At 49.1% G+C, this 19,973-nt stretch carries 19 protein-coding genes; 10 read left to right on the top strand and 9 right to left on the bottom strand.

Features of this window, described 5'->3' with window-relative positions; all coding sequences use genetic code 11:
• Positions 1-8 precede the first annotated feature (8 nt).
• A complete protein-coding gene (locus CDA54_RS12375) occupies positions 9-746 on the bottom strand; it encodes a substrate-binding periplasmic protein (RefSeq protein ID WP_180237206.1) in 738 nt (245 codons plus the stop codon).
• 141 nt (positions 747-887) lie between these two features.
• On the opposite strand from CDA54_RS12375, the gene prmA reads away from it, so the two are divergent.
• The 5 genes from prmA to purD all read left to right on the top strand — a co-directional run bounded on the left by prmA (position 888) and on the right by purD (position 6,755).
• Positions 888-1,763, top strand: a complete 876-nt coding sequence (gene prmA, locus CDA54_RS12370; RefSeq protein ID WP_099035336.1) for a 50S ribosomal protein L11 methyltransferase — start codon at positions 888-890, stop codon at positions 1,761-1,763.
• Between the two features lie 204 nt (positions 1,764-1,967).
• Entirely contained in the window at positions 1,968-2,999 is a 1,032-nt protein-coding gene (dusB, locus tag CDA54_RS12365) for a tRNA dihydrouridine synthase DusB (RefSeq protein WP_099035335.1), read from the top strand.
• Positions 2,992-3,285: a DNA-binding transcriptional regulator Fis gene (gene fis, locus CDA54_RS12360; RefSeq protein ID WP_099035334.1), complete on the top strand. Its 294-nt coding sequence runs from the start codon at positions 2,992-2,994 to the stop codon at positions 3,283-3,285. Before dusB ends, fis begins: the two co-directional genes overlap by 8 nt.
• Positions 3,286-3,377: 92 nt before the next feature.
• On the top strand, positions 3,378-4,979 hold the full coding sequence (gene purH / locus CDA54_RS12355) for a bifunctional phosphoribosylaminoimidazolecarboxamide formyltransferase/IMP cyclohydrolase (protein WP_099035333.1): 1,602 nt from the start codon (positions 3,378-3,380) through the stop codon (positions 4,977-4,979).
• Positions 4,980-5,465: 486 nt separating this feature from the next.
• Positions 5,466-6,755 carry a phosphoribosylamine--glycine ligase gene (purD, locus tag CDA54_RS12350; protein ID WP_099035332.1) on the top strand — a complete coding sequence of 430 codons (1,290 nt, stop codon included), beginning with the start codon at positions 5,466-5,468 and terminating at the stop codon, positions 6,753-6,755.
• A gap of 1 nt (position 6,756) precedes the next feature.
• On the opposite strand, the gene CDA54_RS12345 is transcribed toward purD, so the two are convergent.
• The 4 genes from CDA54_RS12345 to CDA54_RS12330 are packed head-to-tail and all read right to left on the bottom strand — an operon-like array spanning position 6,757 to position 9,966.
• A complete protein-coding gene (locus CDA54_RS12345) occupies positions 6,757-7,992 on the bottom strand; it encodes an ATP-binding protein (RefSeq protein ID WP_099035331.1) in 1,236 nt (411 codons plus the stop codon).
• 38 nt (positions 7,993-8,030) lie between these two features.
• Positions 8,031-8,726, bottom strand: coding sequence for a response regulator (locus tag CDA54_RS12340; protein WP_099035330.1), 696 nt, complete (start codon positions 8,724-8,726; stop codon positions 8,031-8,033).
• Positions 8,726-9,100, bottom strand: coding sequence for a DUF3019 domain-containing protein (locus CDA54_RS12335; protein WP_143452291.1), 375 nt, complete (start codon positions 9,098-9,100; stop codon positions 8,726-8,728). Before CDA54_RS12335 ends, CDA54_RS12340 begins: the two co-directional genes overlap by 1 nt.
• 11 nt (positions 9,101-9,111) lie before the next feature.
• Entirely contained in the window at positions 9,112-9,966 is an 855-nt protein-coding gene (locus CDA54_RS12330) for a MipA/OmpV family protein (protein ID WP_099035328.1), read from the bottom strand.
• Positions 9,967-10,682: 716 nt separating this feature from the next.
• On the opposite strand from CDA54_RS12330, the gene CDA54_RS12325 reads away from it, so the two are divergent.
• On the top strand, positions 10,683-11,207 hold the full coding sequence (locus CDA54_RS12325; RefSeq protein WP_099035327.1) for a DUF3016 domain-containing protein: 525 nt from the start codon (positions 10,683-10,685) through the stop codon (positions 11,205-11,207).
• A gap of 42 nt (positions 11,208-11,249) precedes the next feature.
• Here the strand turns inward: CDA54_RS12325 and CDA54_RS12320 are convergent, their stop codons facing one another.
• On the bottom strand, positions 11,250-11,597 hold the full coding sequence (locus CDA54_RS12320; RefSeq protein ID WP_099035326.1) for a hypothetical protein: 348 nt from the start codon (positions 11,595-11,597) through the stop codon (positions 11,250-11,252).
• A 126-nt stretch (positions 11,598-11,723) separates the two neighbouring features.
• Positions 11,724-12,044: a hypothetical protein gene (locus tag CDA54_RS12315; protein ID WP_099035325.1), complete on the bottom strand. Its 321-nt coding sequence runs from the start codon at positions 12,042-12,044 to the stop codon at positions 11,724-11,726.
• Between the two features lie 110 nt (positions 12,045-12,154).
• On the opposite strand from CDA54_RS12315, the gene CDA54_RS12310 reads away from it, so the two are divergent.
• The gene (locus CDA54_RS12310; protein WP_062482984.1) at positions 12,155-12,346 is read left to right on the top strand and encodes a hypothetical protein; all 192 of its coding nucleotides are present in this window, start codon (positions 12,155-12,157) and stop codon (positions 12,344-12,346) included.
• On the opposite strand, the gene epmB is transcribed toward CDA54_RS12310, so the two are convergent.
• Positions 12,317-13,393, bottom strand: coding sequence for an EF-P beta-lysylation protein EpmB (epmB, locus tag CDA54_RS12305; RefSeq protein WP_099035324.1), 1,077 nt, complete (start codon positions 13,391-13,393; stop codon positions 12,317-12,319). The genes CDA54_RS12310 and epmB overlap by 30 nt on opposite strands.
• 31 nt (positions 13,394-13,424) lie before the next feature.
• Here epmB and efp point away from each other — a divergent pair, with 31 nt between their 5' ends.
• The 3 genes from efp to rep all read left to right on the top strand — a co-directional run bounded on the left by efp (position 13,425) and on the right by rep (position 17,052).
• Positions 13,425-13,994, top strand: a complete 570-nt coding sequence (gene efp, locus CDA54_RS12300) for an elongation factor P (RefSeq protein WP_099035323.1) — start codon at positions 13,425-13,427, stop codon at positions 13,992-13,994.
• 62 nt (positions 13,995-14,056) lie between these two features.
• Complete coding sequence (epmA, locus tag CDA54_RS12295) at positions 14,057-15,043, top strand: elongation factor P--(R)-beta-lysine ligase (RefSeq protein ID WP_099035322.1); 987 nt, start codon at positions 14,057-14,059, stop codon at positions 15,041-15,043.
• Positions 15,040-17,052, top strand: a complete 2,013-nt coding sequence (gene rep, locus CDA54_RS12290; RefSeq protein WP_099035321.1) for a DNA helicase Rep — start codon at positions 15,040-15,042, stop codon at positions 17,050-17,052. The genes epmA and rep overlap by 4 nt, the downstream gene beginning before the upstream one ends.
• A gap of 162 nt (positions 17,053-17,214) precedes the next feature.
• On the opposite strand, the gene CDA54_RS12285 is transcribed toward rep, so the two are convergent.
• The gene (locus CDA54_RS12285; RefSeq protein WP_099035320.1) at positions 17,215-19,836 is read right to left on the bottom strand and encodes a bifunctional diguanylate cyclase/phosphodiesterase; all 2,622 of its coding nucleotides are present in this window, start codon (positions 19,834-19,836) and stop codon (positions 17,215-17,217) included.
• Positions 19,837-19,973 lie beyond the last annotated feature (137 nt).

The raw sequence follows: 19,973 nt of genomic DNA, 5'->3' as shown, positions 1-19,973 counted from the left end.
TGGCTTTTTTATTCAGGAGAAAGAAACCGGTACTTTTGCCGCAATTCTGTATGACGCTCTGACTGCATAAAGCTTTTTAGTGCCTGATTAAAGGGCTTAACAAGACTCGGGTCGTGAAATCCAAGCCGATATTCGCTGGCAGCAAAAACTCTGTGTATATCCACCATAGACAGAGGATCTTCCACCAGTGATGAGGCAAGATAACGGAATATATTCACATCCATAACCGCAATATCAGTTCGGTTGTCTAACAACATTCTGACCTGATTCAATTGCTCTGGCAGTTCTACGTAGCCTCGGCTTTTATCCACCACAGCAGAAAATTCCTTGCCCAATAACAGCGAGGCATTCTGAAACGCCACAATGCTGTGACCACGCAAACCGGAAACATCTTTAATATCAACGTCATTACTTTTCAGACTTATCGCCACATTCTGGTAATGGATGTATACATCGCTAAGTTGCCCGGAGGGTATGCCCAGACGTTCATTCATCGTCAGTGCCAGATCCACTCGCCCTCTTAGCAACAAATCGGCTGAACGACCAAATGGCACATAAACCGGGTCCAGTTCATGCCCCATTTGCCGCAGCACCAGGCGCACCAGGTCTAACTCATAACCTGCATTTTCAGCAGCCACAATATAGGGAGGCTTATTCCAGCCTACGGCCAGCACCAAAGACTTGCCTTGGGCAGAAAAGGCCGGGAAAGCCAATACAATCCACAGCAGCTTACTAAATCTGTACAAACTTCTGAGCTCCCATTGCAATTTTGTCCACCCATATCCCCTGTGGCCTGAAAGACACGCAGTATGCGCAAATATCCCTTATGCAGCAATATCACCGTGACCCTTTAACGGGTTATCATGGTACTTTTTACGGAGAAAATAATGGCCTGGATCCAATTGCGCATTAATACCCACGCCCAAAGGGCCGAGTCAGTGGGCGACCAGCTTGCTGAACTGGGTGCTCAGGCAGTTACCTTTACAGACGCTAAAGACACGCCATGGTACGAACCCAAACCCGGAGAAGTACAATTATGGCCTGATACCCAGGTGGTGGGGTTATTTGATGCCAATGAAGATATGCAGCCGATACTCAGACAGGTGCAGGGCGCTTTGCCTGAAAATACCCTGATTAAACTGGATCCTCTTGAAGACAAAGATTGGGAGCGGGAATGGATGGACAACTTCCATCCGGTCAGATTCGGCAAGCGCTTGTGGATATGCCCAAGCTGGCGGGATGTACCGGACCCCGGCGCAGTCAATGTCATGTTGGATCCGGGTCTGGCTTTCGGAACCGGCACACACCCTACCACCGCCTTGTGCCTGCGCTGGCTCGATGGACTGGATCTGACTAAATGCACAGTGGTGGACTTTGGTTGCGGCTCCGGCATTCTGGGTATTGCCGCACTGAAACTCGGTGCTGCACGCGTCATTGGCATCGACATTGACCCTCAGGCAATACAGGCCAGTGCAGAAAATGCCCGGCGTAACAGCGTTGCAGAACAGATCGAACTTTACCTTCCCGAGCAACAGCCAGCCCTCAACGCCGATATTGTGGTAGCCAACATTCTTGCCGGTCCTTTAAGGGAATTGCGTCAGGTGATCACTGACTATTGCCGCCCCGGTACAATGCTTGCCTTGTCAGGTATCCTGAAAGAACAAGCAGAGGATATCAGCAATCTCTACAGCAAGGACTTCGATATGGATGCCATAGCCATTGAAGGAGACTGGGCGAGAGTCAGTGGCAAGCGCAAAGCCTGACATCCTCTGTTAATATCACTGTTTATTAACATCCAGGCCGCGATACCACTGAGCTGGACGCTTTTAGGCACCTTTGCCAGTGTCAATAGCAAAATGGTAAAAAAACTGACATTTTGTTTAATTTATAGCCTTTTCAACACCGAAAAAAAACCGTAAACTTAGCGCCCTTTTGAACGAGCTGGATGATTTTTGCACAACCGCGTGATGCAGATTGGTCCTTACCGACTGGAAAATAATCTGATTCTGGCGCCTATGGCAGGAGTCACAGATCGTCCTTTCAGGCAACTATGTAAATCCATGGGTGCAGGACTGGTGGTATCTGAAATGCTTTCATCGAATCCTGCGGTCTGGAACTCTGAAAAATCCAGACAACGTATGGATCATCAGGGAGAAAGCGGAATCCGCTCTGTTCAGATAGCTGGCTCGGAGCCAGAGCTTATGGCTCAGGCGGCCATCCATAATGTGAACAACGGTGCACAGGTCATCGATATCAATATGGGTTGTCCGGCCAAGAAGGTAAATAAAAAACTGGCAGGTTCGGCCTTGTTACGTCAGCCACAGCTGGTAGAAAAGATTGTTCAGGCAGTGGTAGCGGCAGTGAGTGTGCCGGTCACTCTGAAGATTCGTACCGGCTGGGATCCTGACCACAGAAATGGCGTTGACATTGCCCGGATTGCCGAAGCCAATGGCATACAGTCTCTGGCCGTTCATGGCAGAACCCGGGCCTGCATGTACAAGGGTGAAGCCGAGTATGACACCATCAGTGCGATCAAACAGGCAGTACGTATACCTGTGGTTGCCAATGGTGACATACGCACCCCGCAGAAAGCCCGACAGGTGCTTGAGCAAACCGGTGCGGACGCCATTATGGTGGGTCGCGGAGCTCAGGGAAGACCCTGGATATTCCGTGAAATAGAGCACTACCTGAAAACAGGCGAATTGCTTCCCGCGCCAACACTGAATGAGGTTCGGCAGATTATGCTGGAGCACATCGGTAATGTTCATCAGTTTTATGGTGAATTTATGGGAGCCAGAATAGCCCGCAAACATGTGGGCTGGTATCTGGCGGAACATGACAAAGAACGTCAATTCCGTTTCGCGTTCAATGCCATCGACAATGCTGCAGAGCAAATTGATGCCTTGAACCTGTATTTTGATGCGTTAACTGAATCGGCAGTCAATGCCGGCCAGTTGCCAACTATCACTAACCAAAGAGCAAGACAGCATTATGTTTGATCAAAACGTGACTTCTCCTTTTACGACGACTATTACTACACCTTCTCAGACTCAGGCTCAAAAGCCACTGCGCGACTCGGTCAAGCAGGCCGTAAACAAATACCTCAAGCAACTGGACAACACCAATATCGAGAATCTTTATGATTTGGTACTGGCGGAAGTAGAGGCTCCCCTGCTTGAAGAGATTATGACTTTTACCCGCGGCAATCAGACCCGCGCTGCCATCATGATGGGGATCAACCGTGGTACCCTGCGTAAGAAACTTAAACAATATGGCATGAACTAAGACGCCCGGCGTCAATTTCTGAAAGAGCACCAACTGGTGCTCTTTTCACTTCCACTATCTGTATTCTGATGATTTCCAAGAGGACCCCGTTGATGGAAAACCCTAAACCCGTTCGTCGCGCCTTGCTAAGCGTGTCTGATAAAACCGGGATCGTCGAGTTTGCTGCCGCACTGGCGGCCATGGACATAGAATTACTGTCTACCGGCGGTACCGCACGCTTACTGGCCCAAAATGGAATCGATGTAACCGAAGTGTCCGATTATACCGGCCATCCGGAAATTATGGACGGCCGGGTAAAGACCCTTCATCCCAAAGTTCATGGTGGTATCCTCGGCAGACGCGGCCAGGACGACGGCGTAATGGAAACACACCAGATTCAGCCTATCGATATGGTGGTGGTAAACCTCTATCCCTTTGCCAAAACCGTAGCAAACGAAGAATGTACTCTGGAAGATGCAATTGAAAACATCGATATCGGTGGCCCGACAATGGTCCGCGCCGCGGCAAAAAACCATAATGATGTGACCATTGTCGTCAATAGTCAGGATTATGCGCGGATACTGGACGAAATGCAGGACAATAACGGCAGTCTGACTCAGGCAACCCGCTTTGACCTGGCCATCGCTGCCTTCGAACATACCGCCCAGTATGATGGCATGATTGCCAATTACTTTGGCACCATGGTGCCGGGTTACCAGCAACCTGAAGGTGATGAAGAAGCTGATGATTCCGCTTTCCCGCGCACTCTGAATATGCAGTTTATAAAACAGCAGGACTTGCGCTATGGAGAAAACAGTCATCAGTCAGCGGCGTTTTACACTGAAGCCGAGCCTGCTGAAGCATCGGTAGCCACTGCCCGGCAATTGCAGGGCAAGGCGCTGTCTTACAATAATATCGCCGATACCGATGCCGCGCTGGAATGTGTCAAAGAGTTTGCGCAGCCAGCCTGTGTGATTGTCAAACATGCCAATCCTTGCGGCGTGGCTTTGGGCGATGACCTGCTTAGTGCTTACGACAGGGCGTTTAAAACCGATCCTACCTCTGCATTTGGTGGCATTATCGCATTTAACCGTGAGTTGGATGAGCAAACGGCTAAAGCTATTGTCGACCGCCAGTTTGTAGAAGTGGTCATTGCCCCTCAGGTGAGCGACACTGCCGCAGAAATCTTTGCCTCCAAGAAAAATGTGCGCGTGCTGGAATGTGGTGACTGGCAGGGACAACTGACTGAGGAATTTGACCTGAAGCGGGTCAATGGGGGCCTACTGGTACAGGACAGAGATATCGGTATGGTAGACATGTCAGATCTCAAAGTGGTGTCTAAGCGCAAGCCTGACGAGCAGCAGCTACAAGACCTGCTATTTGCCTGGAAAGTGGCCAAGTACGTCAAATCCAATGCTATCGTTTACTGCAAAGACAGTATGACTATTGGTGTAGGCGCCGGTCAGATGAGCCGGGTCTACTCGGCCAAAATCGCCGGTATCAAGGCCGCCGATGAAAACCTTGAAGTGGCCGGTTCAGTTATGGCCTCCGATGCCTTTTTTCCGTTCCGGGATGGTATTGATGCAGCCGCCGCTGCAGGCATCACTGCAGTGATCCAGCCGGGTGGCTCTATGCGCGATGACGAAGTTATCGCCGCCGCCGATGAGCATGACATGGCCATGGTATTTACCGGCATGCGCCATTTCAGACATTGATCTGAATTACTAACCACAGAGGCACGGAGGTTTAAAACAATATTCACCGCGGAGCCGCTGAGTTCGCAGAGATTTAATGGGTTAAGTCCTGTTTTCTCTGCGCCTCTGCGAGAGATGGTTATTTGTTCGTGGGTTTAGTGTTTTTCGTGGTTAAATTCGATCTCGCAAAGACGCTGAGAGCGCACAGAAGAGCCATTTGTTATAGGGTTCAATTTATTATTGGCTGGTATGCCTAAACTGGCGTTGTCAGGCGAATAAATTCGCCCCTACAACTCCGTGGTCCTGTGATTATATTAAATCTCGCGGAGGCGCAAAGCCGCAGAGAAATACAAATCTGGCGCTATAAAGCCCCAGCGCCACTGCGAGAGGTAATTAAACATAGTCTGTATAGAGTGAAGTGCATCCAGGAAAACTCACAAATTACTGCGTTGCTTGACGGGCTACGATGCTAAATAATTCTGCGCTATAGGATCTAAGGGAAATAAAATGAATATATTGATTATTGGTGGTGGTGGCCGTGAACACGCTCTGGCCTGGAAAGCAGCACAGTCGGCTCAGGTTAACAGGGTTTATGTTGCCCCGGGTAACGCTGGCACTGCCACCGAGAACAAACTGGAAAATGTCGCTATCGGCGCCGAAGATATCGATAATTTACTGGACTTTGCCCATAAAAATAACATTGAACTGACCATAGTCGGCCCGGAGGCACCTTTGGTTGAGGGCGTTGTAGACAAATTCACAGAAGCCGGATTGCGCTGTTTTGGCCCAACTAAGGGTGCCGCACAGCTAGAAGGTTCGAAGGCTTTTACCAAAGACTTTCTTGCCCGACATAAGATTCCTACCGGAAGCTACCAGACCTTTACTGAGATTGATTCCGCTATCGCCTACGTAAAAGCCCAGGGTGCACCGATTGTGGTTAAAGCCGATGGTCTGGCTGCAGGCAAAGGTGTGATCGTGGCGACTACTGAAGCCGATGCCGAAGCCGCCATTCGCGATATGCTCGCTGATAATGCCTTCGGTGATGCAGGAAGCAGAGTGGTCATTGAGGAATTCCTCGAAGGTGAGGAAGCCAGTTTTATTGTAATGGTGGATGGCAAAAATGTTTTGTCTTTTGCCACCAGCCAGGATCACAAGAGAGTGGGTGATGGCGATACCGGGCCTAACACCGGTGGTATGGGCGCCTATTCTCCGGCGCCTGTTGTCACTCCCGAAATCCATCAACGCATTCTGGATGAAGTCATTTACCCTACGGTGAAAGGCATGGCCGCTGAGGGCCATCCCTATACCGGTTTCTTATATGCCGGATTAATGATTGGTGAAGATGGCAGCCCTAAGGTGATTGAGTACAACTGCCGATTTGGTGACCCGGAAACGCAGCCAATTATGTTGCGTCTGGAATCAGACCTGGTGTCATTATGCAATCAGGCTCTGGACGGGAAGCTGGATCAGGCCGAAATACACTTTAATCCTCGTGCCGCTGTCGGCGTCGTGCTGGCAGCCGGCGGTTATCCGGGAAGCTACGCCAAAGGACTTGAAATCAGTGGGCTTGGCGAAGGTGAGTCTCAGAGCGCGAAAGTTTTTCATGCCGGTACCAGCTTACTGGACGGTAAGGTGGTGACCAATGGCGGCCGCGTGCTCTGCGCTACGGCCTTGGGTAAGACGGTCAGCGAAGCTCAGCAGCAAGCCTATCAGCTGACTTCCACAATCAGCTGGCAAGACATGTTCTGTCGCAAAGACATTGCCTGGCGCGCCATTGCCAGAGAGCACAAAAACTAGATTATTGTAGCTCCTGGTAACGGGTCGGATACGATAGCATAAAGCGAGCGCCGCCTGACGGGGAGCGCTGCACCTCGCAACGGCCTTCGTGCCACTGCTGAATGCGGCTAACAATCGCCAACCCCAGCCCCGCCCCACCGCGCTTTCTGGCGCGGCTGTTATCGGGACGAAAAAATGGCTCGAAGATCCGTTCGCGATCTTCCTCTGCTACTCCCGGGCCGTCGTCGTCCACCAGAATGGTGATTGAGTCGCTGCTCTTTTCAATACTCACAGAAATTCTGTGGCGGGCATAACGCAGAGCATTTTGTAACACGTTCTGTAGCGCCCGCTGCACAAAATAGCCATCACCGAGCAATTCCACATGGGTTGTCTGCACGTCAATGTCAATGTTTTCATTTTCGGGCGACCTGAGTCGTCCGATTACAGAATCAATCAGCTCATTCAGGGGTAATACTGAATAGTCCATTTCCGGTGCCGTATGCTCCATGCTGGCATAGTCGAGCATTTCCTGAATCAAACTCTCAAGTTCGGCCACATCCCGGTTCATATCCTGCCAGGGTGAAGAGCCAGGCTGAGGCTCGGCCGCCAGCGCGAACTTCAGTCTGGACAACGGCGTACGCAACTCGTGGGCCACGGCACCGGTAAGTTCACGCTGACGCTGAAGCAGGGATTTGATCTGAATGCTGAGCTGATTGAAAGATCCCATGATCCCGGCCAGCGCCGACGCCGGATTCACCGACAAAGCGGGTAAAGAACCGTCCTGTTGCAATGAGCTGGATGCTTTCTTGAGCTTCAACAGATCCCGCCATAGTGGCCAGATCCACAACGACAATAACGCGGCAAGCAAGCCAAAAAATACACTACTGTACAGCCAGAAATCGGCGGTGCGATTATCCGGACTATAGACCTGCATCAACTGGTTGTCAGGGTATAGCTTATAGACTTGCTGCCCATAATTGGGATCATGCAGGATCACCGACTTTCCTTGCTGCAAGCGCTTTTGCATATCATCGGGCCAGGCAATCGAATCCGCTTCCATCCAGCGCACCACCAGGCCTGCTCGCGTTAATTGGTGTTCCGGTGATTGTTCTTCAGGGGATGACAATAAAGCAGCGCTGGCGGTGATCCAGGGATCGGTCGTGTTATCAGAGGCGAAGAATACCTGATCCAATAGCGCTGCCAGCCCCACAAGGGATAACACAATAAACAGATAAAGACTGATAAACAGGCGTGCCATCAGATAATAGTACCTAAATACATTGCGGCGTTCGGGTATTAATCCCAGGCATCAGCAACAAAGAAAAATCCCTTGCCCCAGATGGTTTTAATGCGCTGAGGATTCTTCTGGTTATCATTAAGCTTCTTGCGCAACCTTGAGATACGCACATCAGCCGAACGGTCCAGACCGTCGTACTCACGACCAATAAGCTCACTGTAGATACGTTCTCTATCCACCAGTTCAGAGGCGTTCTCGGCCAGCATCCACAACAAATCAAACTCATGACTGGTAAGTTGTATTGGCTCACCACCGAGCATTACTTTTCTCGATGCACGGTCAATTTTAAGCTTACCGAACTCAAGTTTGTCCTGGTTCCTGTTACCCGCTTCCTTCTGCACCCGACGCAGCAGTGCATTAATTCTCGCCAGTAGCACTCTGGGCTCAACGGGTTTGATAACATAGTCATCAGCCCCCAACTCCAGCCCTAAAACCTGATCAAAATTAGTGTCCCGGGCGGTAAGAAACAAAATCGGGCCATCATATTCCTTGCGTAGAGAACGGCAGAGGGAGAAACCATCCTCACCGGGCAACATCACGTCCAGCAGCACAATATCGGGGCGATTCTCCCGCACCTGTGCGATCAGATCGGCACCATCTTCAAACTGCCTGACACTGAGACCATGGTTGTTCAGAAAGTCGGCTGTGAGTTGACTCAATCTGATATCATCTTCAACTAAAAATACATTAGCCATCAAAATACGCTCCAGGGGGTTCTGACTCGCTGACGAATCCGGCTCAGGGACTTAATTTCCAGTGTTTCCTGCAGCAGTGTTTGGTCGTCACTGTCACGCATACTGATCACTGACGCCTCACGAAATTGCAGTGTGATACTGATTTTCTCATCGGGCATAGCCCAGCACTGAACCTGAGAATCTTGTATAAAAAGACAACTGTGTTGTGGGATTTCGCCCCATAAACTGATATCCAGTTGCAGTTCACAGGCATCTCCAATCTGTTCAACCACACAGATGTTAGGCTTAATCCGCCAACCTGCCGGTTCCGCCTGAAGGGCCTGTGACCAGCCCAGCATAAACAACAATGTCAGCCACAATCCATTTTGCTTCACGTATACTCTCTTCAGAACCGGTAAGCGGCCCCCATAAACAGGGTGTTAATCGAGCCTTCCTGAACCAATGGACTGCCAGTCATACCATCATGCAGTTCTGTATGGCTCGCTTTAAATAACATCAGCCACTTTTCAGACAGAGGCTTTGTCACAGTCAGATCCAATCCGGGCTGCCAGCCGCTGCCACCGCTAAAATAATACGAAAGAAGGACACCGTCCCGCTCACCCAGACCGTAATAGTAATCCGTCAGTGCAGCGCTTTTCCAGGTCAGGGAAGGAGTCAGAACAATACGCCACCCCCCGGCCTGCCACATTCTGCTGTAACTCAGTGACAGTTGATGCCCGTGATGAACGCTGCTGACATCGGTCAATGCGGCGAGTTGCCATTCTCCCTGCTGCTGCCGGATGTGTATGCGGGCACCACCATTTACAGCCCAGCGACGCGTTGCTACATCGTCTTTGGAAACTTCAGGTGGGGGGACCCTGGCTGGCCCGATAAAACTCGCGCTCAGGGAAAAATTCGAAAACAACACATTAGACGGATGAAAATACCGGAAATAAGCTGCCTCTTTGTTCAGGTTAACAAACGTCTCCAGTGCCACCTCTCCTGAATCATACCACTGGTAACCAAACTCATCATTATCCAGATAAAATGACTCACCGTACCAGGCAATATCGGGCAATAACAACAAAGGTATATTGTCGCCGTCCACCAGCGGATTCGTGCGCACACCAATGCCCAGAGCAAGGCCAAACTGCCAGTCTTGTTTATCGACACATTGCCCGGCACCGTATTCGCAGCTTTCTGCGGAGCGGCATGTCAATACAGATAAAAACAGACATAGGCTGAGTAACAGGGTTTTCATACTAAAAGTGCCATGTAAATAAAAAACGCCTCAAGTGAGAGTTCAGATAGTGCAAAGGCCAGGTAACCCTTTGAAGGTATAGTGAGTCTGAATCAAAAAATAACATCAGCTTATGCACTTTTTTGGATCTCGCCTGAAGGGAATACCTGAGAAACCTCACTCTTTATTCGGATATCCTGATTGAGCACCCTTATCTCTTCGCAATCAGACTCAGATAAGACATTTTTCAGATTGCTCTGACATAGGTTTATTAAACAATATGGTGCTCTGCAATATCCGGGGAGAGAGTATCAGAGGGCGCTGCGACAGGCACCTGGAAATTACAAATCCTCACAAATGCCTGGCCCAAAGCATTAATACCAATTGAACGAAATAATTGGTCAACTTAGAGCTAGTCAGAAGGGCTTAGGTCAAGGCGGCGCTTCGAAGGCATAGTCGTTCTACGTCAAGAAACGGCAACGAAGAGATAAGCCCTTCTGGTTGCTCCCTGCGGGCGAGGCTAAAAAGCCCCCTGGCTGTGTTATGGCCCTTCGATTTAGACCCACCAGACCTTCAGGACCATGCCTTGCCAGTGAACTTTTTAGCTCTCGCTAAGTGATCAATTATTTCGTTCAATTGGTATAACCCGATATTCAGGGTAAATTCAGTTGCAACATCTAAACTAATGGTCAGAAAACAATAATACCTGTAATCAAATCAGAAACCCGGAGAAAAGAATGAAGACCCTGTTAACAATCCTGACCTTATCAACACTGGCAGCCAGTGGCCATGTGCAGGCCAAGGCGGATGTAGAAGTTACCTGGCATGAGCCAGAAAATTATACCGACATTCGGGCTGCCAACGCATCACGTACTAAATTCAGAGAGAGAACCACTAAAGAGTTACAAGAGTATATCAATGAATTAAGCGAATCCCTGCCTGATGGGTATAAACTGACGATGACAGTCACAGATCTGGATCTGGCCGGGCAGGTATGGCCAGGCAGTTTCGTGGGCCTCAACTCCGCATCGGATGTCAGACTGATAAAACGCATTGATATTCCGCGTATCACCTTTGAGTACAAATTGATGGATGCACAGGGACAAACGCTGAAACAGGAAGAGGAAGTCAAACTCAAAGACATGTCGTTTCAGGACAAACACAATCCGTTCTTTGACAGCGAACCCCTGCGTTATGAGAAAAACATGCTCAGGGAATGGTTCAGGGATACCTTTGCTGAGTACGAAGTTGCGGGTAAATAAACAAAGGCCGCTGAAATAGCGGCCTTTGTTGGTTAATTTCGCTCAAAGTAATTTTTCAATAGAGCGATAAAGCTCTGCCGCCTTCTCGCTGTTCAGATTATTGGCCTGAGAAGATTCCCCTATACTACTCGACACCCTGACGAAATTATTATTCAGCTCCTGAGGTTCCTGCTCTTTCTCTTGTTTGACCGGCGCACTTTGCTGGCGTTCCAGCTGGCGCTGTTCTGACTGCTGCAAAATTTTAGCCTGAGCAGAGAGCTCAACCTGAGGCTTATTCGCCTCACCAATGCCGAAAGCATTCAGGTTTCTGCTTTTATTCCCGGCATCAACTCTATCAGCCGGCAACCTGACATCATTCTTCAGCGTTGCACTTGTTGCATTAATTTCCATGACAAGCCCCTACGACCATTGCTTAACTAAGTATGGTTCAGGCTGTATAAAAAACCAACAGAAGGTGCAAATACGTCATCATGACCCGCGAACTCAGAACGCCCCGGTTCTGTCCGCCAATTGTCTCTATGGCTTATCTTTCAGGCTCTGCCGAAAATTAGAAAGGGTCAGTAACATCAATTCCATCTTTTTGACGACGGGCACCAGTCTCGCCTCAAAATCGGCCTGGTCCTGCACAGACTCCAGCTCAACCACTTCTCTACCCAATTCCTCCACATAGGGAGAAAAGCGTTTACTGCTTACGGTAAAACCGGCATCTTTGGCAAAAACATGCTTGAACTTCCCTTTGCCAGACTGCTGTAGTCTGGCCAGCGCATTATCAGCATCCAGTGCACGGCGATATATCAGCTGCATATTTTCTTTCAGTTTGTCGATGATTGGCTGCATAGTTCCAAATTTTTTTCTAAAGATTACTCAGGAATGGTCGATAAGGTATCGAAGGCGGGCAATTCTGCCTGCTTTTCATTTTACTCACAAGCTGTTAGAGGAATAAAGGTATGGAACTACAAGGTGCACGCACCTCTGGAATGTCCGACGCGTCTGTAGAATTGCGTTCTGCAAAACTTGCTAAGAATCAGCAGGAAGAAGAAGGCAAACAGGCGCTTCAGCTGCTGGATTCAGCAGCTGGCGTACCAAAACCTTCTTCGGCTGATCCTGCGTTAGGCTCGACTATCGATACTTTCGCCTGATAAGTCACCTGGCTTTCCAGAGCCAGGATGAAGATGTAAGTCTAAAGGTGTTTTACCGGGCTGGTTCCCAATCTCTCTGACGAGTTTGGGAACCAGGTAACCCGGTAAACGCCTTATTATTCCTTCCATCAAAATTCTTGCCTGTTGCTCCTGTGTATCAAAGTGTGCTGCCCCCTGCACCTTATCCAGCAGATGCAAATAATAGGGCAGAATGCCGGCCCGGAATAACGCCTCACTGAGTCTGACCTGCGCTTCTACTGAATCATTCACACCGTTAAGCAACACCGCCTGATTTAATAACGTCACGCCTGCCTGTTTTAAAGGTTGCAGTTTTGCTGTCAGCTCATCGTCGATTTCATTCGCGTGATTGATATGCAATACCAACACAGGGGTCAAACGGCTGTTGATAAACCAGTCCAGAAATTCCGCCGTAAGCCTTGAAGGAATGACCACCGGCAAGCGGCTATGTATTCGTAACCGGCGTAAATGCCCAATGGCTTCAAGCTGTTCAGTTATCCAGCCCAGAAAGTTGTCTTTAGCCATCAGCGGATCACCGCCGGAATATATGACTTCGTTAATATTCTGATCTGCTGCAATATAGTCCAGCGCCTGCTGCCAGCCCCGCTTAGACAACGCGTTATCTTCATAGGGAAAGTGGCGCCGGAAGCAGTATCGGCAATTTACTGCACAACCACCCCGAATAATCATCAGCACCCGACTCTTATACTTATGCAGCAAACCGGGCACTGCGCCTTGTTGCTCTTCCAGCGGATCTTCGCTGTAACCCGGCGCAGCAGTAAACTCTTTTACATCAGTGATGACTTGTCTGAGCAATGGGTCATTGGGGTTACCCTGTTGCATGCGACGCATAAAGGGCCGTGGCACCATGACCGGAAATAACTTTCTGGCAGCAAAGCCAGACTCAAAACTGACAGGGTCCAGTTTCAGGTCGGTTAACAGTTTTTTTGGATCCCGGTATGCCTGAGCCAATTCTTTTTGCCAGGAAACCTCTACAGGATCGATAATATTAGGTATCATCTGCGACAGTACTGTGCGTTCGAATAGTAATGAGGAAAAAATGGCATCTTACAGCACAAATGAGTTTAAAGCTGGGTTAAAAATCATGCTTGATGGTGAGCCCTGTAACGTGATGGAAAATGAATACGTCAAACCGGGAAAAGGACAGGCTTTTAATCGGGTTAAGATCCGCAAGCTGATCTCCGGAAAAGTGTTGGAAAAAACCTTTAAGTCCGGTGATACGGTAGACGGTGCCGATGTCATCGATATCGATCTCGCTTATTTATACAGCGACGGCGAATTCTGGCACTTTATGAATAATGAAACCTTCGAGCAAATTGCCGCAGACAGCAAAGCCGTTGGCGACAACGCCAAATGGCTGGTAGAAAACGATGTCTGTACCCTGACATTGTGGAATGGCGCCCCCATTAGCGTTTCCCCGGCGAATTTCGTCGAACTGGAGATAACCGAAACGGATCCGGGTCTCAAGGGTGATACCGCAGGAACGGGCGGTAAACCCGCCACACTGGCAACGGGTGCTGTAGTCAGGGTACCACTGTTTGTGCAAACCGGCGAAGTGATCAAGGTCGATACCCGCAGCGGCGAGTATGTTTCCCGGGCTCAGAAATAGGCGTTATTATCCCCAAACAGCCCACCTGTGGTGGGCTTATCTTTTCAGGATTCTTCATCTCCATGACAGACCCTGTCGGCAACAATAGCTGGCGTCCCAGCGCACAAATATCAGTATTAGCTCAACGGGCCGGTTTAATTGCACAGATCAGACAGTTTTTTGCACACCGCAAGGTGATGGAAGTAGAAACTCCCTGTTTGTCTCTGGCCACGGTGACCGATCTGCACCTGCAAAGTTTCAGCACGCGGTATACCGGCCCCGGTTTAGCCAACGGCAAGACCCTTTACCTGCAAACCTCTCCGGAATTTGCCATGAAGCGTTTACTGGCAGCGGGTAGTGGTTCAATTTATCAAATCTGTAAGGCTTTTCGTAATGAAGAGTGCGGCCGTTTTCATAATCCGGAATTCACCATACTCGAGTGGTACAGGCCTGACTTTGATCATCATCAGCTGATGCAGGAACTGGATGAGCTGATGCAGCGTATCTGCAACACCTCAGCCGCAAGCAGGCTTAGCTATCAACAAGCCTTTGTGCACTATCTGAACATAGATCCTCTGATCGCCGATCTACAGACTCTGCGACAAGCCGTTATTGGCCTGGGCCATAACGAACTGGCCGAACACGAAGAGGATAAAGACACGCTTTTACAATTGCTGTTTTGTGAAGTGATTGAACCACAAATTGGTCGGCAGGCACCCTGTTTTATTTATGACTTCCCTGCCTCACAGGCAGCACTAGCCCGGCTTAGTCCCGAAGACGCTCGTGTGGCTGAACGTTTTGAGCTCTATTATCAGGGGGTCGAACTGGCCAATGGTTTCCATGAACTGACCGATGCAGATGAACAGCGGCAACGTTTCGAACAGGATAATCTGAAGCGGCGACAAAACGGCAAACAAGAGAAACCCGTTGATACGCATCTGCTCGCCGCACTTCATGCTGGCTTGCCGGATTGCGCCGGTGTGGCGGTCGGCATTGATCGACTGATGATGCTGGCATTAGGCCAAAACGCTATCGACGATGTTATCAGCTTTGGTATTAATCACGCATGAAACTTAACCAGGCACAAAATCAGGCGGTCACCTTTATTTCAGGACCTTGTCTGGTGCTTGCCGGTGCCGGCAGCGGGAAAACCCGGGTGATTACCAATAAAATTGCGTATCTGGTGCGTGATTGTGATGTACCCGCCCGTTATATCCTCGCGGTAACCTTTACCAATAAAGCTGCACGGGAAATGAAAGAACGTGTTGCCCTGACATTGGGCAAGCAGGAGTCCCGTGGGCTCAAAATCTCTACCTTTCACACCCTCGGTCTCAACATTATCAAGTCTGAGGTGAAAGAAATCGGTCTTAAACCCGGGTTTTCCCTGTTTGATGACAAAGACAGCATGGCATTGCTTAAAGATCTGACCATGGAAAAGCTGGACGGTGATAAAGAACAATTATTCCTGTTACAAAACTGCATCTCTTCATGGAAGAATGACCTGATTATGCCGGAGCAACTGCAGAAAAAGGCACTGTCTGCTGGCGAACTGGAGTTCGCCCAGTTTTACCTCCGCTACCAACAAAACCTGCGGGCCTACAACGCATTAGATTTCGACGATCTGATTATGTTGCCAACCTTGCTTCTAAGGCATAAAGAGCATGTACGCCTGAAGTGGCAAAAGCGCATACGCTATATGCTGGTAGATGAGTACCAGGATACCAATACCAGTCAGTATGAACTGGTGCGCCTGCTAGTCGGAGAACGGGCTCGTTTTACCGTGGTTGGTGATGACGACCAGTCCATATACTCCTGGCGTGGCGCTAAGCCACAGAACCTGGTGCTGCTGCAAAAAGATTTCCCTGCGCTCAGAGTGGTCAAACTGGAGCAGAATTATCGCTCTTCGGGACGTATTCTTCACTGCGCTAATATCCTCATCCAGAACAACCCCCATGTTTTTGACAAGAAGCTGTATTCAGAACTGGGTTATGGCGAGCCCCTCAAGATCCTGCTGGCAAAAAATGAGGATCACGAAGCTGAGCGGGTAGTGGCAGAACTGATGGCGCACAAGTTTATGAACAATACTCAATATAAAGACTATGCAGTCTTGTATCGGGGTAATCATCAGTCACGCTTGTTTGAAAAGGTGATGATGAGTAATCGTATTCCTTACAAGATAAATGGTGGCATGTCATTCTTTGCCCGCGCTGAGGTAAAAGACATCATGGCCTATCTGCGTCTGTTGGTGAATCAGGACGATGACAATGCCTTGTTGCGGATCATCAATACCCCTACCCGTGGCATTGGCCGCGCAACCCTTGAAAAACTGGGAAATTTCGCCAACGAACTGCACGTATCGCTGTTTGAAGCGGCCTGTCATCCACAACTGGGAAGCGTTATATCCGGCAAAGGTCTGACAGCGATCGAGAATTTCAACCGCTGGATTGTCGGGCTCGCCGACAATGTAATGCGGGGCGATACTCAGGCAGGGATCCGGGAAATGATCAAAAGCATGCAGTATGAAGAATGGCTGTATGCCACCAGTACCAGCCCCAAAGCTGCGGAAATGGGCATGAGTAATATCAGCACACTGTTTGGCTGGATCACTAATATGCTCGAAGGCGATGAGCTTGAACCTCCGATGACCTTGCCAGAGGTGGTTAACCGATTGATCTTAAGGGACATGATGGAACGGGGGGAAGATAAAGAAGATACCGATCAGGTTCAGTTGATGACATTACATGCATCCAAGGGCCTGGAATTCCCCTATGTATTTATGGTTGGCATGGAAGAAGGGTTGCTGCCACACCAAAGCAGTATTGATGAAGATAATATAGAAGAGGAACGTCGACTGGCCTATGTAGGTGTAACCCGGGCACAGCGTGAGCTGTTTTTTACCCTGACACGGGAAAGACGCCAATATGGCGAACTCCTGAACCCTGAACCGAGTCGCTTTTTGTACGAATTACCTCAGGATGACTTAGTCTGGGAAGATAAAAAGCCGAAGGTCAGTGCTGAACAGCGCCAGCAAAAAGGACAAACAGGTATTGCCAACCTGCGTAATCTGCTGAACAAGTGAGTTTTCAGCTATCAGTATTCAGTTATCAGTCGTATCTGTTTCAGTTGATATAATCCTGGATTCGGCGGTTGACTCACGGGCGGTAGCACATCTGCAGGATCCAGGATAATCATAAAGATATAGTCCCTGTCTGACCACTGAGGACTGGGAACTGATAACTGGTTAACCGGCGACCACTACACCAATGTCTTTAGGCTGTAAGTCTTCCAGTCGTTGAGCCTGTACCACAATATTCCCCTGCCCCAGTTCACAACCAATTTCACGTAGCGCCGCTAACTGCTCTTCCCGATCAATACCTTCAGCAATCAACTTGAAACCCAGGTGTTCGGCAATACTCAGGACAGATTGAATCATCTTAAGATTCTTTTGAGACCTGGGCAGAGATTTCACAAATCGATGGTCGATCTTCACATAATCAAAGGGGTAGGAATACAGATAACTCAATGATGCCAGGCCACTTCCGAAATTATCCAGCACCAGGGTCACACCCGCCTTTTTAAGCTTCTTCAACGCCGGTAATACGTGTTGAGAGCGCTGATTCAGAGCATTCTCATCAAATTCCAATACCAGTTGTTCAGGTGAAATATGGTATTCACCGAGCTGATTGAGAAGTTGAGTTACAAGCTTGGTCTGTAAAATATGATTAATACTCAGGTTCATGGCAACGCGCAGGGGCTTAGTTGCCTCAGACTGGAGCTTACTCAGACTTTCACAGGCCTTTTCGAGCATAAAGTTATCCATCTCTATGGTCAGCCCGGTATGCTCCGCCACATTCCAGAATTGCTCTCTTTTCACCTTGCCCAGCGTCGGGTGTAACCAGCGGATATAGCACTCCAGATAGATCCATTCGTTACTGGTAAGATCAACGGTAGGCTGACAGAAGCATTCAAACAACCCCTCCTTGAGCATACGCCGGAATTCACTCTCCAGCTCCACTTCTTCGAGCAGCCGGTCACGCATACTCGAATCAAATGTCATATAACGGCCTCGCCCGAAGGCCTTGGCCTGATACATAGCGGCATCAGCATCACGAATCACTTCATCAGCATTCGAGTACCAGCTTTGCAGAAATGCGATGCCGATACTGGCGCCCGAGTACATTTCTTTGTCATCCAGGATAAAGGGCTTACCCAGTAACTCGATAATGCGGGTTGCGACCTCTTCTGCATCGTCTTCATGGTCAAGACAATCCAGCAGAATGACAAACTCGTCGCCACCGAGCCGGGCGAGCAAATCATGGCCACGAATACACTGACCAATGCGCTTAGACACCTCGATCAGGAACATATCGCCAGCATGATGACCAATGGTGTCGTTGATCAGTTTAAATCTGTCGAGGTCGATAAAAAGTACCGCAAAATTGTGTTCCGGATGACGCTTCTTATTAGCAACCCCCAGTTCCAGGCGGTTTGTAAAGAGTACCCGGTTTGGCAGGTCAGTCAGAGCATCATGATGGGCATCATGGATTAACTTGAGCTCTATTTCTTTACGCTCTTCGATCTGCTTTTTCAGATGCTGATTCGTTTTATATAATTCCTCGGTACGCGCTTTCACTTTATCAGCCAGTTGCTGATTCATTTCCTGAGTCGCTTCGGCGGCCCGTTTTCGCTCCATAGCCACTGCAATATGATGGGAAACGAATTTCAGTAACTCCAGATCCTTAAGGGAATAGCCTTTATCATTTTCGTACGTCTGTACGGCAATGACCCCGGAAATATCCCCTTCGACAACCAGGGGTGAACCGAGCCAACAGTTGTTCCGTTCAATCATCCGCTCACTGACTTCATCATCCAGTTCACCACTGGATGCCAGGGCCCGGGCTCTTGGAAGATCAATCAACGCAGCCTGCCCGGTAGTCAGTACATACTCGGTCAGCCCCTTACCCAGCGGCCGGGATTCAATCTGCTGCTCTTTTTCATCACTGTAATAGGGAAACTCGAGGTGCTGGCTCTTGTCATCAAGTAGCGCCACATAGCAGTTGGGCGCACTCAGCAAACGCGACAAAATGTCATGCAGGCTGGCATAAAAAGACAGCATGTCGCCTTCGACATTCGCAGACAGCTCAGATATCTCAAAAAGGGCTTGTTGCAGAGATTCAATCTTCTGTCGTTCCTGAATCTCTTCCTGCAGCTCTTCATTAATAGTACGCAGCTGGCGGGTGCGTTCACGAATGGTTTTCTCGGTTATCTCACGGCTCTTGACACGATCCACCGCGTTAACGATATGCTGGGAGACAAACACCAGCAATTCCAGATCCTGCTCGCCGTAACGCACTGATTCATCATAACTCTGCACCACCATGGCACCAATTACCTGAGTACCACGCTTTAACGGCACACCAATCCAATCTACAGGATCTGAACCGAGCTCTTCTGCGCCAATATGCTTCAGATGTTGTTTATAAGTTTCTTTGGGCAGGAACAACGGCTCACCGGTTCGCAATACGTGGCCTGTTATACCCTTTTTCAAAACAGATGAGGGCAACTGGCGAACATTCAGCTCGTCGAATTCATCAACAAAGTAAACGAAGTCCACCAATTCAGTATTCTGTTCATACAAGGCAACAAAAAAATTGCGGGCATTCATCATGCCACTGATAATATCGTGAATAGCGGGATACAGGCGCGACAGCTCACTCACAGAATTAGCGAGTTCGGAAATATCAAACAGAGCCTTTTGTAAAGTCTCTGCCTGTCTGTATTTTTCTGTCAGTTGCTGAAGCTTCGGTACAAGTGCCCGTAACTCCTCTGCACTAAGGGCTTCAGCATTTTTGTCGTTGCTCATAATGCCTTTTATGAAAGCGAGTTATTTGTTTTATGTCTTTATATTAGTATCGCCAACCGGACAAAAATAGCGCAATTGATAACAAAAGGCCACCAAAAAGGTGGCCTGTGTTACTCAGAAATTACTTATCTTTGAAT

It is taken from the genome of Lacimicrobium alkaliphilum (assembly GCF_002591895.1).
GTDB classification, from domain to species: domain Bacteria; phylum Pseudomonadota; class Gammaproteobacteria; order Enterobacterales; family Alteromonadaceae; genus Lacimicrobium; species Lacimicrobium alkaliphilum.
This window is presented reverse-complemented; position numbering and strand designations above follow the sequence as displayed.

Coding starts and splice junctions, on each gene's coding strand:
- prmA (WP_099035336.1), top strand. CDS start 888: ATGGCCTGGATCCAATTGCGCATTAATACCCACGCCCAAAGGGCCGAG.
- dusB (WP_099035335.1), top strand. CDS start 1,968: ATGCAGATTGGTCCTTACCGACTGGAAAATAATCTGATTCTGGCGCCT.
- fis (WP_099035334.1), top strand. CDS start 2,992: ATGTTTGATCAAAACGTGACTTCTCCTTTTACGACGACTATTACTACA.
- purH (WP_099035333.1), top strand. CDS start 3,378: ATGGAAAACCCTAAACCCGTTCGTCGCGCCTTGCTAAGCGTGTCTGAT.
- purD (WP_099035332.1), top strand. CDS start 5,466: ATGAATATATTGATTATTGGTGGTGGTGGCCGTGAACACGCTCTGGCC.
- CDA54_RS12345 (WP_099035331.1), bottom strand. CDS start 7,992: ATGGCACGCCTGTTTATCAGTCTTTATCTGTTTATTGTGTTATCCCTT.
- CDA54_RS12340 (WP_099035330.1), bottom strand. CDS start 8,726: ATGGCTAATGTATTTTTAGTTGAAGATGATATCAGATTGAGTCAACTC.
- CDA54_RS12330 (WP_099035328.1), bottom strand. CDS start 9,966: ATGAAAACCCTGTTACTCAGCCTATGTCTGTTTTTATCTGTATTGACA.
- CDA54_RS12325 (WP_099035327.1), top strand. CDS start 10,683: ATGAAGACCCTGTTAACAATCCTGACCTTATCAACACTGGCAGCCAGT.
- CDA54_RS12320 (WP_099035326.1), bottom strand. CDS start 11,597: ATGGAAATTAATGCAACAAGTGCAACGCTGAAGAATGATGTCAGGTTG.
- CDA54_RS12315 (WP_099035325.1), bottom strand. CDS start 12,044: ATGCAGCCAATCATCGACAAACTGAAAGAAAATATGCAGCTGATATAT.
- CDA54_RS12310 (WP_062482984.1), top strand. CDS start 12,155: ATGGAACTACAAGGTGCACGCACCTCTGGAATGTCCGACGCGTCTGTA.
- efp (WP_099035323.1), top strand. CDS start 13,425: ATGGCATCTTACAGCACAAATGAGTTTAAAGCTGGGTTAAAAATCATG.
- epmA (WP_099035322.1), top strand. CDS start 14,057: ATGACAGACCCTGTCGGCAACAATAGCTGGCGTCCCAGCGCACAAATA.
- rep (WP_099035321.1), top strand. CDS start 15,040: ATGAAACTTAACCAGGCACAAAATCAGGCGGTCACCTTTATTTCAGGA.
- CDA54_RS12285 (WP_099035320.1), bottom strand. CDS start 19,836: ATGAGCAACGACAAAAATGCTGAAGCCCTTAGTGCAGAGGAGTTACGG.